General features: G+C 43.2%; 19 protein-coding genes. 18 read left to right on the top strand and 1 reads right to left on the bottom strand.

What is annotated here, in order from left to right:
* Positions 1-983: FGGY family carbohydrate kinase (locus DW251_RS11935; RefSeq protein ID WP_118301267.1), on the bottom strand; the 983-nt coding region annotated here is incomplete at its 3' end.
* A gap of 99 nt (positions 984-1,082) precedes the next feature.
* Here DW251_RS11935 and DW251_RS17980 point away from each other — a divergent pair.
* The 18 genes from DW251_RS17980 to DW251_RS11855 all read left to right on the top strand — a co-directional run bounded on the left by DW251_RS17980 (position 1,083) and on the right by DW251_RS11855 (position 14,092).
* The gene (locus DW251_RS17980; protein ID WP_182433614.1) at positions 1,083-1,256 is read left to right on the top strand and encodes a hypothetical protein; all 174 of its coding nucleotides are present in this window, start codon (positions 1,083-1,085) and stop codon (positions 1,254-1,256) included.
* Between the two features lie 47 nt (positions 1,257-1,303).
* A complete protein-coding gene (locus DW251_RS11930) occupies positions 1,304-1,495 on the top strand; it encodes a hypothetical protein (RefSeq protein WP_118301266.1) in 192 nt (63 codons plus the stop codon).
* Between the two features lie 9 nt (positions 1,496-1,504).
* The gene (locus DW251_RS17810; RefSeq protein WP_147352232.1) at positions 1,505-1,810 is read left to right on the top strand and encodes a hypothetical protein; all 306 of its coding nucleotides are present in this window, start codon (positions 1,505-1,507) and stop codon (positions 1,808-1,810) included.
* Positions 1,811-1,918: 108 nt separating this feature from the next.
* On the top strand, positions 1,919-2,956 hold the full coding sequence (locus tag DW251_RS11925; RefSeq protein WP_182433611.1) for a tyrosine-type recombinase/integrase: 1,038 nt from the start codon (positions 1,919-1,921) through the stop codon (positions 2,954-2,956).
* Between the two features lie 131 nt (positions 2,957-3,087).
* Entirely contained in the window at positions 3,088-4,017 is a 930-nt protein-coding gene (locus DW251_RS11920; RefSeq protein WP_118301264.1) for a hypothetical protein, read from the top strand.
* A complete protein-coding gene (locus tag DW251_RS11915) occupies positions 4,007-4,252 on the top strand; it encodes a hypothetical protein (protein ID WP_118301263.1) in 246 nt (81 codons plus the stop codon). The genes DW251_RS11920 and DW251_RS11915 overlap by 11 nt, the downstream gene beginning before the upstream one ends.
* On the top strand, positions 4,249-4,536 hold the full coding sequence (locus tag DW251_RS11910) for a hypothetical protein (protein ID WP_118301262.1): 288 nt from the start codon (positions 4,249-4,251) through the stop codon (positions 4,534-4,536). Before DW251_RS11915 ends, DW251_RS11910 begins: the two co-directional genes overlap by 4 nt.
* Positions 4,537-4,694: 158 nt before the next feature.
* Positions 4,695-5,234: a helix-turn-helix domain-containing protein gene (locus DW251_RS11905; RefSeq protein ID WP_118301261.1), complete on the top strand. Its 540-nt coding sequence runs from the start codon at positions 4,695-4,697 to the stop codon at positions 5,232-5,234.
* Positions 5,227-6,675, top strand: coding sequence for a phage terminase large subunit (locus tag DW251_RS11900; protein WP_118301260.1), 1,449 nt, complete (start codon positions 5,227-5,229; stop codon positions 6,673-6,675). The genes DW251_RS11905 and DW251_RS11900 overlap by 8 nt, the downstream gene beginning before the upstream one ends.
* Positions 6,676-6,683: 8 nt before the next feature.
* Positions 6,684-8,564 carry a hypothetical protein gene (locus DW251_RS11895; RefSeq protein WP_118301259.1) on the top strand — a complete coding sequence of 627 codons (1,881 nt, stop codon included), beginning with the start codon at positions 6,684-6,686 and terminating at the stop codon, positions 8,562-8,564.
* Positions 8,561-8,926: a ribosomal-processing cysteine protease Prp gene (locus DW251_RS11890; protein ID WP_118301258.1), complete on the top strand. Its 366-nt coding sequence runs from the start codon at positions 8,561-8,563 to the stop codon at positions 8,924-8,926. Before DW251_RS11895 ends, DW251_RS11890 begins: the two co-directional genes overlap by 4 nt.
* Before the next feature lie 80 nt (positions 8,927-9,006).
* Positions 9,007-9,873, top strand: coding sequence for a hypothetical protein (locus DW251_RS11885; RefSeq protein ID WP_147352231.1), 867 nt, complete (start codon positions 9,007-9,009; stop codon positions 9,871-9,873).
* 12 nt (positions 9,874-9,885) lie between these two features.
* Complete coding sequence (locus DW251_RS11880) at positions 9,886-10,896, top strand: N4-gp56 family major capsid protein (protein WP_118301256.1); 1,011 nt, start codon at positions 9,886-9,888, stop codon at positions 10,894-10,896.
* A gap of 14 nt (positions 10,897-10,910) precedes the next feature.
* The gene (locus DW251_RS11875) at positions 10,911-11,213 is read left to right on the top strand and encodes a hypothetical protein (RefSeq protein ID WP_243034942.1); all 303 of its coding nucleotides are present in this window, start codon (positions 10,911-10,913) and stop codon (positions 11,211-11,213) included.
* A 19-nt stretch (positions 11,214-11,232) separates the two neighbouring features.
* On the top strand, positions 11,233-12,732 hold the full coding sequence (locus DW251_RS11870; protein WP_118301255.1) for a hypothetical protein: 1,500 nt from the start codon (positions 11,233-11,235) through the stop codon (positions 12,730-12,732).
* A gap of 337 nt (positions 12,733-13,069) precedes the next feature.
* The gene (locus DW251_RS11865; protein WP_118301254.1) at positions 13,070-13,333 is read left to right on the top strand and encodes a DUF6275 family protein; all 264 of its coding nucleotides are present in this window, start codon (positions 13,070-13,072) and stop codon (positions 13,331-13,333) included.
* A 15-nt stretch (positions 13,334-13,348) separates the two neighbouring features.
* Positions 13,349-13,672, top strand: coding sequence for a DUF4406 domain-containing protein (locus DW251_RS11860; protein ID WP_118301253.1), 324 nt, complete (start codon positions 13,349-13,351; stop codon positions 13,670-13,672).
* A 15-nt stretch (positions 13,673-13,687) separates the two neighbouring features.
* The gene (locus tag DW251_RS11855; RefSeq protein ID WP_118301252.1) at positions 13,688-14,092 is read left to right on the top strand and encodes a hypothetical protein; all 405 of its coding nucleotides are present in this window, start codon (positions 13,688-13,690) and stop codon (positions 14,090-14,092) included.
* Positions 14,093-14,148 lie beyond the last annotated feature (56 nt).

Below are 14,148 nucleotides of genomic sequence, written 5' to 3'. Positions count from 1 at the left end.
TGGTTTTTTAAAAGGTGGGAGATATAGGCGAAATCCGGTTTATGGTCCAGCTCGCGGGATAAGATCCGGGCAATAAAGCGGTGTACATTTCCACCATTTAAAAATGGTACTACATTAATATATAAGTCTTTTTGCATGGCAGCCAGGTTAAAACCGCCGCCTTCACTGTCCATACGGCCTTTTGATACAGCTGCCACCCAGCTGGAAGTACCCAGGTTTACATTGTATTCGCCAGGGGCTAAGATACCACTGGCAAGAGTGGTAGCCCCGGCATCTCCGGTGCCTGCGTAGACTTTTGTTCCGGGCAGATAGCCGGTATCAGCAGCTCCCTTTTCTGCTATTACGCCTGCAAGTTCATGGGAATGGAGCAGTTTTGGAAATTTGTTTATATCCAGTCCGGCATCGTTTATAAGGTGCTCAGACCATGTTTTATGTTCCAGATCCATAGCTCCCGCAGTAGCGCAGGCCGTCATATCACCAATGAAATTCCCGGTCAGTCTTGCCACTACATAGTCTTTGGAACTGATGAGAAAAGCAGCTGCTTTTTCATAGATCTCCGGCTGATTTTCCTTTAACCACAAGATCTTTGCCAGAGGCATGGAACCGTCAAAATGGTTTCCTGTAATAGCGGTAATAGTATCGCTGCCAACTGCATTTTCAATGGCTTCTGCCTGTGCGCCAGCCCGTCCGTCAGAGTAGAGAATGGCATTTCCCAAAGATCTTAAGTCACTTCCAACTGGTATCACATCCTGCATCTGACCGGAAAAAATAAGAGCGGAAATGTCTTTGGCCGATATTTTATCTGTAAGAGCATGGGATAAGGCGCAGAAAGCACTGTACCATTCTTCCGGGTTCTGTTCCTTAAAACCATTTTTTTCTATAGTATGGATCACCTGGCTTCCTGTAAAAAACGGTTCTCCATCGTCACGTACAGCTACCGCCTTTACTGCGGTAGTTCCAATGTCAAAGGTTGCAACTAACATAATTTTACCCCCTAAGTCAATTCTTTCCGGCCCCTATTTTCTGGATCACAACTGAAATAACCCAAAATTTAATAAGCATACGGAAAGGGAGGTAGTGATATGGCAAGACCGAAGAAGAAAGCAGAAGATAAAGCCGTCAGACAGAGCGTGAGCATGGATCCTGTGCAGCTCCGGCAAGTAGTGGCTTACTGCCAGAAGAATGAAAGAACCATAGCGTGGCTGATAAAAAAGGCTGTTGCAGCCTTCCTGGAGGCAGAGGATAAAGTTGCATAAAATTAATAACGTTATGCAGTAAAACTGAAATTTAGTGGAGAGATTTTATGACATACAAAGGTTATGAAGCAAAAATCGAATATGATTCCAAAGAAATGATATATGTGGGAACTCTTTCTAACTGCTCTGATTTGGTAAGTTTTCATTCCTCCAATATACGCGATTTGCGGGAAAAATTTCGTTTAGCGGTGGATAATTACCTGGCATTATGTGAAAAAACTGGAAAGATACCAAGATAGGAAGAAAAAATGAATAAAGTTAATTTATATGAATTGTACGACAGAAATACGTACTGCGGAATGTATACGAGCAAACAGTTGCGAGAAATGCTGCAAGTGAGCAGCCAAAACATCTCGGTAGCAGCTCGTTTAAATAGTCTGATAAAAAGAAGATATAGATTGAAACACTTTGAAATTGAATGTGAAGTAGCTCTAAATAAATACAGTGCACAGCTTTGTGCAGATTGGGATGAAACAAGGACCAGGATGCTTAAAGGTGATGGCAAATGGTTTAGAGAAGAAAGGAGAAAAGCCGATGGAAACAGAACACAGTAACAAAAAAACAGGCAGATCATTAACCGCCCAAGGTACCATGATCCGCCGTTCTGCTTAAGATAAGTATATCATATATACCCTTCTTAAGCAAGGAAAAGGAGGATATCTATGACAAATGAGAATGTTAAAACACAGGTTATTAATGATGTAATCGTTGCCATGTCAGCATATATTGCTGCTGATTTAATCCAAATTCTGGAGCGCGTGATAGTTGACAAGACGATAGATGTGGTTATGGAAAGAATCAATACGCTACCGGCAGAGATTAAGGATAGTGTGGATCAACAGAATGAGTACATAATAAAACTCTTTTTATATAAGAAGAAAAAGCTTCGTGAAGGGACTAAATATGGTTATATGGCATCAATCAAACGCCTGATCACGGTGTTGGACAAGCCATTGGTGCAGATGGATGAGCATGATATATTTTACTATCTCAATTGGTATGAGAACCGGAATGTACCAGTAACCGGACGAAAAAATCAGAACTCAACTTTGAATAGCGAAAGAAGGTATTTGTCCGCTTTCTTTTCCTGGATGCGGAAAGAAAAGCTTATAACTGTAAATCCAGTTGAAGCAATCGAGCCATTAAAGGTGCAGAGAAAGCCTATAGATTTTTTTACACCGGAAGAAATGGCACGTTTAAGAGACAGTTGCTGGACCTTACGGGAACGAGCCTTAATTGAAGTACTGCGCAGTACCGGGGCACGCGTAGGAGAAATTGTTGAGATAACTGTTGACCAGATCAACTGGGAAACAGGGGATATTTTGATTCTAGGTGAAAAAAGTAACCGGTATCGGACCATATATCTGGATCCAGATGCTTTATACCATTACAAAAAATATTGGAACTCTAGGACAGACAACAATGAACATATGTTCGTATCAAAGAGCAAGCCTTATAAGCCAATAGGGACATCTTCGGTACGGACAATCATGAAAGAAATTGCGGAACACGCAGGTGTGACAAACCGGTGTTATCCTCACAAGATGAGGAAGACACTGGGAATGGAGTTGAAAAACAGAGGCGTAGATATAGGAACGATCCAGGAAGTCCTGGGTCACGCGGATTCTAAAGTAACGAGTATGTACTATGCTCAATCAACACCGGACACGTTGAGGATGATTAGAAAAAGGGCAGTTTAATAGAAAAAGGATTGGGGCCTGTAACGGGCCCCATAAAAAAGGTCAGGGGGAAATCCTCTTTGCCGTCCTTGTAATGGGTATTAACAAACGGAAGAAATCTCGTAAATATTTAGGAACTAAAGAGGAGCAGCATGAAGCACTACGATAACTATGATTACGAATCAGCATTTAATCAACAGGCAGATAAGTTAAAAGAATGGGAGATTGAAAAGCTGATTTCTGAGCAGCGGGTGAGCTGCCTTTATAGGACAACGACGAATAGATCTAAAAATCTGGTGAGTGGTGATGAGTTGCTAGAGTCACAGGTGTATCCATCTTTCCTGAGAAGGGGAGATATGCCGGCAACTCTGAAAAAAAGAGAGACCAAACCGTCACAGAAAAATCTGAATGATAGGAATTCCAGACGGTATTGCATCAGACTGGCCTGCATCAATTTTGGAGTAGATGATATCTGGGCAACATTTGGTTGGAATGATGAGTACATGCCGGGGGATGCCAAAGCTGCTATCAAGGACATAAGAAATTTTATTACGAGGATAAACTACCGCAGAAAAAAGAATGGCCAGAAAAATATTAAATACATATACATCCTGGCATTCGATGGAAAAGTCCGTCCACATTTCCACATCCTTATGACAGGAGAGGGTGTGGATCGTGATGAGCTGGAAGATATGTGGAAAAAGTGTGACCGAAAAAATACTCGGAGAATTAAGCCAGATGAGGATTTTTTGATTACAGGATTGGCAACATACATTACGAATAATCCCCGAGGTACAAAAAGATGGTGTGCCTCCAAGAACCTGAAAAAGCCACCGGAACCGACCAGAAGTTACGGAAAGTTCCGCAGAGGGAAAGTGAACCGGATGGTAAAAAATGATGATACCATGCGACAGGAAATGGAAAAAGCCTATCCAGGATATAAGTTCCTCGATGCAGAGGTTAAATACAATCCGGATCTGGCGATGTTTTACATCTATGCCCGGATGATCAAGCATGGATCCTGTGAAGATATGCAGAAAGGGGGAAAGAGAAGAAAGGGGGCGTTGCAAGTTGAATTATAGTGTACGGGTAAGATGCCCTTACTATGAGACTATGGCAAGTGACACAAAAAAGCAGGCAACAATAACCTGCCAGAACATATGCTGCAATCTGGGGTTTGAGATCAAAAACCAGATCGTTTTTACGTGCCATGAAGAAAAAAGCAACTTTGCCGGGATATTTTGCGAAGATATGTATGAGACATGCCCTTACTTTAAGGGAATCTATAAAACACAAATGGAGGATGAGAAGAAATGAAAAAGAAAATGAGCTTAATGGAGAGAGTGAAGATTGCAGAACGGAGAGAGGCAGAGGCAAAACGCCAGGCAGAGAGGGACAGAAAAAGATTTATGGAGGCAGATCTGATTGCAAAAGGAGCCATGGTTTGGGTGTCAGCTCTGGCAAGAAGAGAAGGCCCAGTGATCCATGTGAGCGCTGAAGAGATTGAAAAAGCAAGAGCGGGAAAATATAAATGCCGTATGGTAGCAGATGGATCTGTTGATATGGTGGAAGAAGGATATTTTGAGAAATTTTATGAGTAAACACAATCGGACATGCTGATGTGCGCATACATGCGCGCGCGGTAAGTTAGTAGAGAAGCCCTGATATAGGGCTTTTTTGCGTGGGAAAAACCGGACAAAGGTGGGGTGGTAGAGAAGGGACAGGAAAAAATATAAAATTGATGCTATGAGGTGGTGATATGGCGGAAAAGAAGCGAAAAGCAGCAGGCCGCCAGAAATGGCGGGAATGGGCAGAAAGTGAAGAGCATCAGGCGGTTCTGTCAGCTTGGGCAAGAGCCGGAATGACAGATGAAGAAATAGCAAAGCAGATAGGGATAAGCAGATCCACGCTGGCGGAATGGAAAAAGAAATATGCACCAATTAATGCGGCGCTGGCAACCGGGAAAGACTTTGCGGATCGTCTGATCGAGAACAGTTTGTACAAAAAGGCCATTGGCTTTTATGCAAGGGAGCAAAAGGCTTTTAAAGTTAAGACTGTAGAATATGACGAAGCAACAGGAAGAAAGATAAAAGAGTTTGAAGAATTAAAGACGGCGGAAGAGGTCCACTATTTTGAACCGGATATAAAAGCAATCATATTCTGGCTGAAGAACCGTAAACCGGATATCTGGAAAGAAAAAGTTGCAGAGGCTATGGCAGATGATGAGGGAACTGGTGTTATTGTTTTGACGCCAACCCAGGTGGAGCAGATCAGCAAGGAAGTAAAAAAGGATGAGTAACCCAAGAATTGTATGGGCACCGCAGCCACGACAGGAAATTATGATGTCACGTCCAGAATTTGAGGCTTTATATGGTGGAGCTGCTGGCGGTGGAAAGAGTGATTATTTAGTGGCAGAGGCATTGAGACAAGTCCAAATACCCCAGTATCGCGCAATCATTTTCCGAAAGACTTACCCTGAGCTGGAAGATATCATAAGCCGCAGCCATGAGCTTTACGGTTCAGCGTTCCCGAGAGCGAAATACAACGAAAGTAAGCATGCCTGGAGGTTTCCATCTGGTGCAATGATCTACTTCGGGCAAATGCAGCACACAAAGGACAAGCTTAAATACCAGGGCAGACATTTTGATTTTGTAGGATTCGATGAGTTAACGCATTTTGCGGAAGAAGAGTATATGTATCTCTTTTCCCGCGTTAGATCATCAGCACCTGGATTGAGAACATACATCAGGAGTACGGCGAACCCAGGCGGCCCAGGACATCCGTGGGTAAAAGCACGATTTGTGAGCATAGCAAAGCCGGAGACTAAGATTGTGCAGGAAGTGAATATCACCAAACCATCCGGTGAGGTGATAAAGCGTACCAGAGACAGGATATTTATCCCTAGCTCTGTGTTTGATAATAAGGCTTTGCTGGACAACAACCCGGAGTATATCGCATCACTGGCTATGCTGCCAGAAGCAGAAAGAAATGCGCTTTTGTATGGTGATTGGGATTCGTTCAGTGGACAGGTATTCTCAGAATGGAAAAATGACCCGTCAAATTATGAAAGCCGAGAATGGACCCATGTTATTGAGCCGTTTAAGATACCGGAAGGATGGCTGATCGGAAGAAGCTACGACTTTGGATATGCTAAACCGTTCTCAGTTGGCTGGTATGCTGTCGATTATAGCGGATGTGTGTATCGGATCCGTGAGCTGTATGGTTGCAAAGAGGGACAGGCAAATGTAGGACTGGAAGTGGATCCCGCAGAGCAGGCGCGGATGATCCGGGAAGTAGAAGAGACTGATCCAAACCTTAAGGGAAGAAAAATAGCAGGCATAGCAGATCCATCAATCTTTGATGTGAGCAGAGGCGATTCTATAGCGGACATCATGGCCCGAAATGGAGTGTACTGGAGCCCAGGCGATAATCATCGAATTGCCGGGAAAATGCAATATCATTACAGACTGGCATTTAATGCAGATGGACATCCGTTATTTTACGTTTTTAACACATGTAAGGGATTTATAAGGACAATCCCACAGCTGGTATATGATGCAAAGAACGTAGAAGATATTGACACTACACAGGAAGATCATATTTATGATGAGTGCAGATATTTCCTGATGCAGTACCAGATCGCAAAGCGTGCGAATGTAAAGAAAAAACCGCCGCTGGATGATCCTTTGGATCTGTATAAGGCAGAACGTGAAAAAGCATATAAAATCATTAGGATTTAGGAGCGAAAATGGACGAAGAACTTGTAAAAAAGAAAATTGGTAAAAAAGAAGTAGATGATGCTTATGCCAGGTTGCAGAAGTATAAAGAGGGAAAAGCAGCATTAGAAACAAGAATTGTAGGTGCAGAGGAATGGTGGAAGAATAACCACTGGCAGCGCTTTAACAGTGAATTTCGCAACGCAAATGATCCCCAGCCAGTGAGCGCATGGCTTTTTAACAGCCTGATTAATAAACATGCGGATTTTATGGACAATTATCCATGCCCGGCTATTCTTCCCAGAGAACAGTCAGATGAGGATACAGCAAAAATCCTTTCTCAGGTGGTGCCGGTTATACTGGATCAGAATAATTTTGAGCAAGTATACAATGACTGCTCTTGGGATAAGCCCAAAACTGGGACAGCCATTTACGGGGTCTTTTGGAACAAAGAAAAAGAAAACGGCTTAGGAGACGTTGATGTAAAATGCCAGGATATCATGAATATCTACTGGGAGCCTGGTATAAAGGACATACAGCGATCAAAGGATGTGTTTACAACAGAACTTATGGACCTGGATGAGCTAAAAGAAGCATATCCAGAACTCGAAGATAAAACAGTAGGCACAGGCGAACTGATAAAGTCAGAGTATATCTATGATGAGAACATCGATACAAGCAACAAGGTGCAGGTCATTGACTGGTACTACAAAAAAAGAATACTGCTTGCAACTGGCGGAGTTAAGACGGTGCTGCACTACTGCAAATTTATTCCGGGAATTGTGTTGTATGCATCTGAGGATGATGAAACATGCACTAATGGATGGTATGAGCATGGGAAATATCCGTTTGTATTTGATGTAATGTTCCCGGAAAAAGGTTCTCCAGCAGGGTTTGGATACCTGGATGTAATGGTAAATCCCCAGGAATATATAGACAAGCTGGATTCGGTGATACTCAAGTCTGCAAATTTGAGCAAACCGAGATATTTTGTATCGTCAGGATCAAATGTAAATGCAGAGGATTTTGCTGATTTAAGCAAAGATTTGGTGGAAGTATCTGGAACAATGGACGAAACCAAAATTAAGCAGATCCAGCCGCCACAGCTACCGGAATATGTTATCAACATGCGAACACTCAAAGTGGATGAGCTGAAAGAAACAAGCGGAAACCGGGATTTTTCTCAGGGATCCACAGCATCGGGAGTAACTGCGGCTTCAGCTATCGCAGCATTGCAGGAAGCAGGAAGTAAACTGAGCCGGGATATGATCAAAACTAGCTACACCGCACATGCAGAGGTTGTGACACTGATTATTGAGCTTATCAGGCAGTTTTATGATCTGCCTCGTTGCTATCGGATCACTCAGTCGAATGGTGATGCACAGTATGTGATGATGGATAAGAGCGAATTACAGGAACAGACAGCAACAATGATGGACGGGGAAATATTGACCAGAAGACCAGTGTTTGATGTCAAAATATCAGCACAGAAGGCAAGCCCGTATAGCAGGATCGCAAACAACGAACTGGCAAAAGAACTCTTTGGTATGGGACTGTTTAATCCTCAGCTTGCGGATCAGGCCCTTGCGGTAGTATCTATGATGGATTTTGATCGTAGAGAAGAAGTGATTAAAAAGATATCAGAGAATGGCACCATGTATCAGGAGATCCAGCAGTTGCAGCAGATATTAGCGCAGCTTGCACCGATGGTTGCTGAAATGACAAATAGACCGGATCTGATCCAGGCTGTTAATGGATTGATTGGAAACAACCAGATGGCTATGACAGATGTGAATGTAAACCAGGGAAATAGCATAAAGACAAATTCTTTAGGACAGGCAGTGAATACAGATACCAGCCAGGCAGGAAAGGCCAGGGAAAAGGCAGCTACAGCAACGGAGGTAAACCAGTGACAGAGATTACATTTGAAAACGTGCCAGGATACTTCCGTTTGAAGGTGGAAGGTCATGCCGGATACGGATGCGCTATGGGACTTCCGGAAGGACATGATATTGTTTGTGCTGCAGTATCTGCCATTGGACAGACGGCAGCGCAGTGTATGATCGACCTGGGAGAAGAGAAAGCAGTAGTGATACAGGACTTGCAGATCAAAGAGGGATTGATAGACATTCGTGTATTGGTCAAGAAGAAAGCACAGAAGCGTTTGAACGCGATGGTTTATACCATACAGAGAGGGTATGAAACATTAAGCAAATCTTACCCGGAATTTGTCCATATGAACGCAAAATCTGGGGTGGTAGAGAAGAAAAAATGAATGTGATACCATGAAAACAGAACGCGCGGGAAAGACCGCTGAATTTTGGACACGCAGGAAAGACTGCTGAGAGGAGCAAAATGAAGAGAATCATCGAAATGAACTTAAGACTTTTTGAAGGTGAAGGCGGTGGAGCCGGTGCGGCAGCACCAGCAGCAGACCAAACGGGAGAAAATGTCCAGAACACCACTGGAAGCGCTGGGGCAGAGGAAGGCCAGGAACTGGAAGAAACACCGGAAGAGCGGCAGGCAGGTTATGAAAAATTCAAGGAAAAGTATCGTGATCTGTATGGTAAAGACGTAAAAAGCCATATCGACCGAAGATTTAAGGATGAGCAACGGCTGCATGAACAGCTTGATTCATATACGCCTTTGATGTCATTGCTGTCTGAAAGATACGGAATCGAAGACGGAAATGTAGCAAAGATCATGGAAGCCATCGACAATGATGAATCTTTCTGGGAAGAGCAGGCTCTTAAAGAAAACATGACTGTTGAACAGCTGAAAAGAATGAGAAAGACAGAGGCTCAGAATAGACAGCTGGTTGAAAGCGCCCAGAGAGCGCAGCAGATTAGGCAGAGGGATGATATCTATGCCAGATGGGACCGAGAGGCTGAGCTTTGTAAGCAGCATTTCCCAGAATTTGATATGGCAAAAGAATGTGAGAATGAGACTTTTACCAGGCTGTTGGGTGCCGGAGTGGAAGTCGAAAACGCCTATAAAGCAGTTCATTTTAACGAGATTACACAAGGGTTAATGGCCCAGACAGAGAGAGATACGAAGAAAAAAGTTGCGGATTCAATCCGATCTGGCAATGGCAGACCGTCCGAAAATGGTGTGGGTGCCGGTAGCGCAAATGGAACGAAAGTGAGTGCATGGGATTTATCACATGAAGAGTTCCGCAAAGTCATGGAGCGCGCAGCCAGAGGGGAGACCATTACGATGTAGAAAGGAAAAAGCATGAAAAAGACTATTATTTACATGAATCTTAGATTATTTGACGCACCGGCGAATACAACTACAGCATCGGGTATGTCTGTAGAAATGAAGACATTTTATGATCGCAATCTGATCGAGAATGCAGAACCGGAACTTGTGCATGATCAGTGGGCACAGACAAGAAACATTCCAAAAAATGGTGGTAAGACCATTGAGTTCCGTAAGTATGATCAGCTGCCGAAAGCAATGACACCATTGACCGAAGGCGTAACACCGACCGGTAAAGAGATGAACGTTACCAAGATCGAGGCAACGGTAAAGCAGTATGGTGATTTCATTGAGCTGTCAGATTTACTGATCTTAACAGCGATCGATAATAACATTGTTGAAGCAACCACCTTAATTGGATCTCAGGCAGGCAGAACCCTGGATACAATTTCGAGAGAAGTACTGGCAGCTGGAACTAATGTGCAGTATGCAGAGGGGCAGGTTACCTCCAGAGCGGCTTTAACTCCTGAAATGAAACTGACAGTTAAGGCTGTTAAAAAGGCAGTTCGATTCCTCAAAAAGCAGAACGCAAAGAAAATTAACGGATATTACTACGGAATCGTACATCCAGACTGCTCCTACGATCTTACAGAAGATGCGCGCTGGATCGATGCGGTTAAGTACAAAAATCCAGAAAGAATTTATAACGGGGAGATTGGAGAGATTGAGGGCGCTAGATTTGTTGAAACCACTGAAGCTAAAATTTGGGCTAAGGCTGGAGCTGCAAAAAGCACATCTGACACTACAAAGATTGATGTGTATGGAACTTTAATCTTTGGTGCAAATGCATATGCGACTACCAAGATTGAAGGTGGTGGTTTAAAGACCATTATTAAACAGCTGGGAAGTGCCGGAACAGGTGATCCGCTGGATCAGAGAGCTACTGTGGGCTGGAAGGCGCTCAAAGTAACTGAAATCTTAACAGAGGCTTATATGATCCGTATTGAGACAGCATCTACATTTAGCGATGGAGAAGCGAACTAAGGAGGTTTAAAAACATGGGAAGAACTGCAAAGGTAGAGGATGCAGTAGTAGAACAGGCTGCGGTAGAGGATGCAGTAGTAAAGCAGGATGCAGAGCCACAGAAAAAGGGAGAGAAGCTGATCAGATTCAAGATCCCGTTGGGAAGTGCAGATAAGGATCGTGCAGATGTTTTTGTTGCAGTAAACGGAAAGTCTTATCTGATTAAGCGTGGAGTACCAACAGAACTTCCGGAATCTGTTGTAGAGGTTCTGGAAAATGCAGAAGCTCAGCGTGAATATGCGATTGAGATTGAAGAAAGCGCAAGATACAAGGAGTAACTGAAAGGGGGCGGAAGATATGATAACTGTACGGGGAAGAGAATTGGTGATCCCGGTAGCAGAAAGACAGATAGGGACACAGTTCGATAACAATTCAGAAACCAGACAGTTTAAGATCAACCGCCTCACTGTAGGCGGTATTGACATATCTAACCTGGATTTTCGTATTGATCTGAGATACGGAAAGGAAACTAAGGATACTGATGTACTTGAAAAAGAAATAACAGATGAGCATGTGATATTGACATGGACCGTGAGTGCTGCAAGTGTACAGCAGATAGGCACGGTATGGATCGCTCTTCGTGGATCTGATGATTTTGGAACCATAAAGTGGGCAACGAATCAGGGGTTTTTGTATGTTGGAAAGACTATAAACACGCCAGATGGTGCACAAACGGCGCTTTCTGAACTGGAAAAACTGGAAAAACGGATTGACCAGAAGACTGAATCAATGGATGCTGCGGAAAGCAGCAGGGTGGAAGCAGAAAAGATCCGCCAGGAAAATGAATCAGCCAGGCTGAAAAATGAAGCAGAGTGGCAGAAGCAGGGTGAAGCTGCGGTAGAAGCGGCTAAGACAGCGACCGCAGCGCAGAGTGCAGCCAGTGCCAGTGCAAAGGCAGCGGCCGGAAGTGCTGGAACAGCTGGTAGCGCAGCACAGACAGCAACAGAAGCTGCCAGTGCAGCCAGTGCCAGTGCAAAGGCAGCATCCGGAAGTGCTGGAACAGCCAGTAGTGCGGCACAGACAGCGACCACAGCACAGAATGCAGCCAGTGACAGTGCAGAGGCGGCATCCGGAAGCGCAGAAACAGCCAGTAGTGCGGCACAGACAGCGACCGCAGCCCAAAGTGCAGCCAGCACCAGTGCAGAGGAGGCAGCTGGAAGCGCAGAGGCAGCCAGTAGTGCAGCTCAGACAGCTACCCAAAAAGCATCAGAGGCTAGTAGTAGTGCATCCGCAGCAGCATCTGATGCAAATGTGGTAAAAGGGCTGATACAGGGGCTAGGCGGATTTGACGGAAAAGCATCGTCTGTATCAGCTGTGGATCTTTTAGGATTATTAGGTAAGGAAAATGCGACAAGTACGGTCCAGGCGTTGATCGATGTGATAGCGGATAAGGTGCTAAATCAGCTGTTATTAAGAAGCAATGTGGTAAACAATGCATTAACAACGGAAGAAGGCTATGCACTGGATGCACGTATGGGAAAGTCCTTGCAGGATCAGATCACCGCTCAAAATAGTAATTTAGATTCGGGATATTTTAAAATAAAAGTTAAGACTACAACGATTGTTTTAATTATCGAAGAGTTTACCTTTACAAATGGAGTAGCAACTAAGACACTTCAATCTATTTTTGGAAACATTCCTACATATGCTAGCGGTATATGTCAAACAAAAGTTGAAGATAGCAGTGTTTACAATTTTACAGCAGTAAAAGACGGAAATAATTTAAAAATTGTAACAGCTGGTTCTACATTTTCCGGAAAAAAATGGGTAACTATGATAATTTTTGGTACGGCTTAATCTACAAAAAGATTGTTTGCTATTGGAATACAAGTCTTTGCAACTGATAAATTAAGATGCTGACAAGGATACATACCGTTTTATGATTTGTCCATCATAAAAGAAAACAAGGGTTAATTTAGATAATGTTGTATCAATTTCCATTCTAGTAATGCTCTTTCCCGCAACCATTATCGGTGAAGTATAAGGAACGCCATCAATCGTAAACGTTACTCCATTATTATTAGCATTCAAGACTACTTTGGAAATATGATTATCTGTGTTGAGTTTGTTTGTTCCAAGAGTTTCTAAATTACTATGTAAGCAAACCAGAAAAAGAAAGGAAAGGTGAATAAATATGAGCAATGCTGAATTTATTCGCATTTGTAAAGAAAAGGTATGTGCTTATACCAATGAGCACATGGATAAGACAGATAAGAAAAAAATCACAGTAGATGATGTGTATGTGGTTTGGTGCTGCAAGACATTACAGAACCACAAAGCATTATTAAGCACTACCGCTCCGGATGGAATGTATTATGAGTTTACATATAATGGGGACAAAGATGAACTTTATATGGATGCTTATAAAAAATGGGAAAATATTTGTTACAAAATGTAAGGAGAGAGAAAAATTATGAAGAAAGCAATGCTTAGTCAGCCAATGGCTGGAAAAACAGATGAAGAGATTATTGCAACTAGGGAACAGGCAATCAAGGTCCTGGAAGCCAAAGGCTATGAAATTGTAAACACCTTGTTTACTGATGAATGGTACAGCAATGAAAAGATGAAAGAACGTGGAGTGGTACAGATTCCTCTTTGCTTTCTTGCTAAAAGTCTGGAAAATATGTCACTTTGTCATGCAGCTTATTTCTGCAAGGGTTGGGAAAATGCCAGAGGGTGCCGGATTGAGCATGATGCAGCAGTAGCTTATGGGTTAGATGTGATTTACGAAGCGTAAGTTAAAGGAGAAAAAATGAACAAAGACAAAATTGTTTTAAAAAATGAAACAGCTGTTGAACTGGAAGCAGCTGCCAGTCTTGAAAACATGAAAGCTGTATTCGAAGATATGACAGCAGTAGATCAGTTTTGGAAGAGATGCACAGATGAGAACATGTCTGAGGTGCGGATCCTGAATGGTGAAGGCTTGACCGTAGGTGCATACAAAGATATGTGTCTGATGTCACCGGCGTTTACTTTGGACAAAACCGAAGATGGAAAGATCATGGCAACATTTGGTATTCGTGAGCTGACAGATATCGAAAAACTGAAAGCACAGGTTTCCGCTAATACCGAAACATTAGCAGTCCATGACGGAGCTATTGGAGATATGGGAGCAGTAATGAGTGCTATGGCAGACCAGGAAGGAGTGACATCATAATGGGCAGGTATTATGGATTAAAAATCAGATCTGGAGAAATGACACTGGAGCAGGTG

Source organism: Clostridium sp. AM22-11AC (assembly GCF_003473545.1).
GTDB lineage: Bacteria > Bacillota > Clostridia > Lachnospirales > Lachnospiraceae > Enterocloster.
The sequence above is the reverse complement of the archived record's forward strand: the minus strand, read 5'-3'. Positions and strand labels throughout refer to the sequence as shown.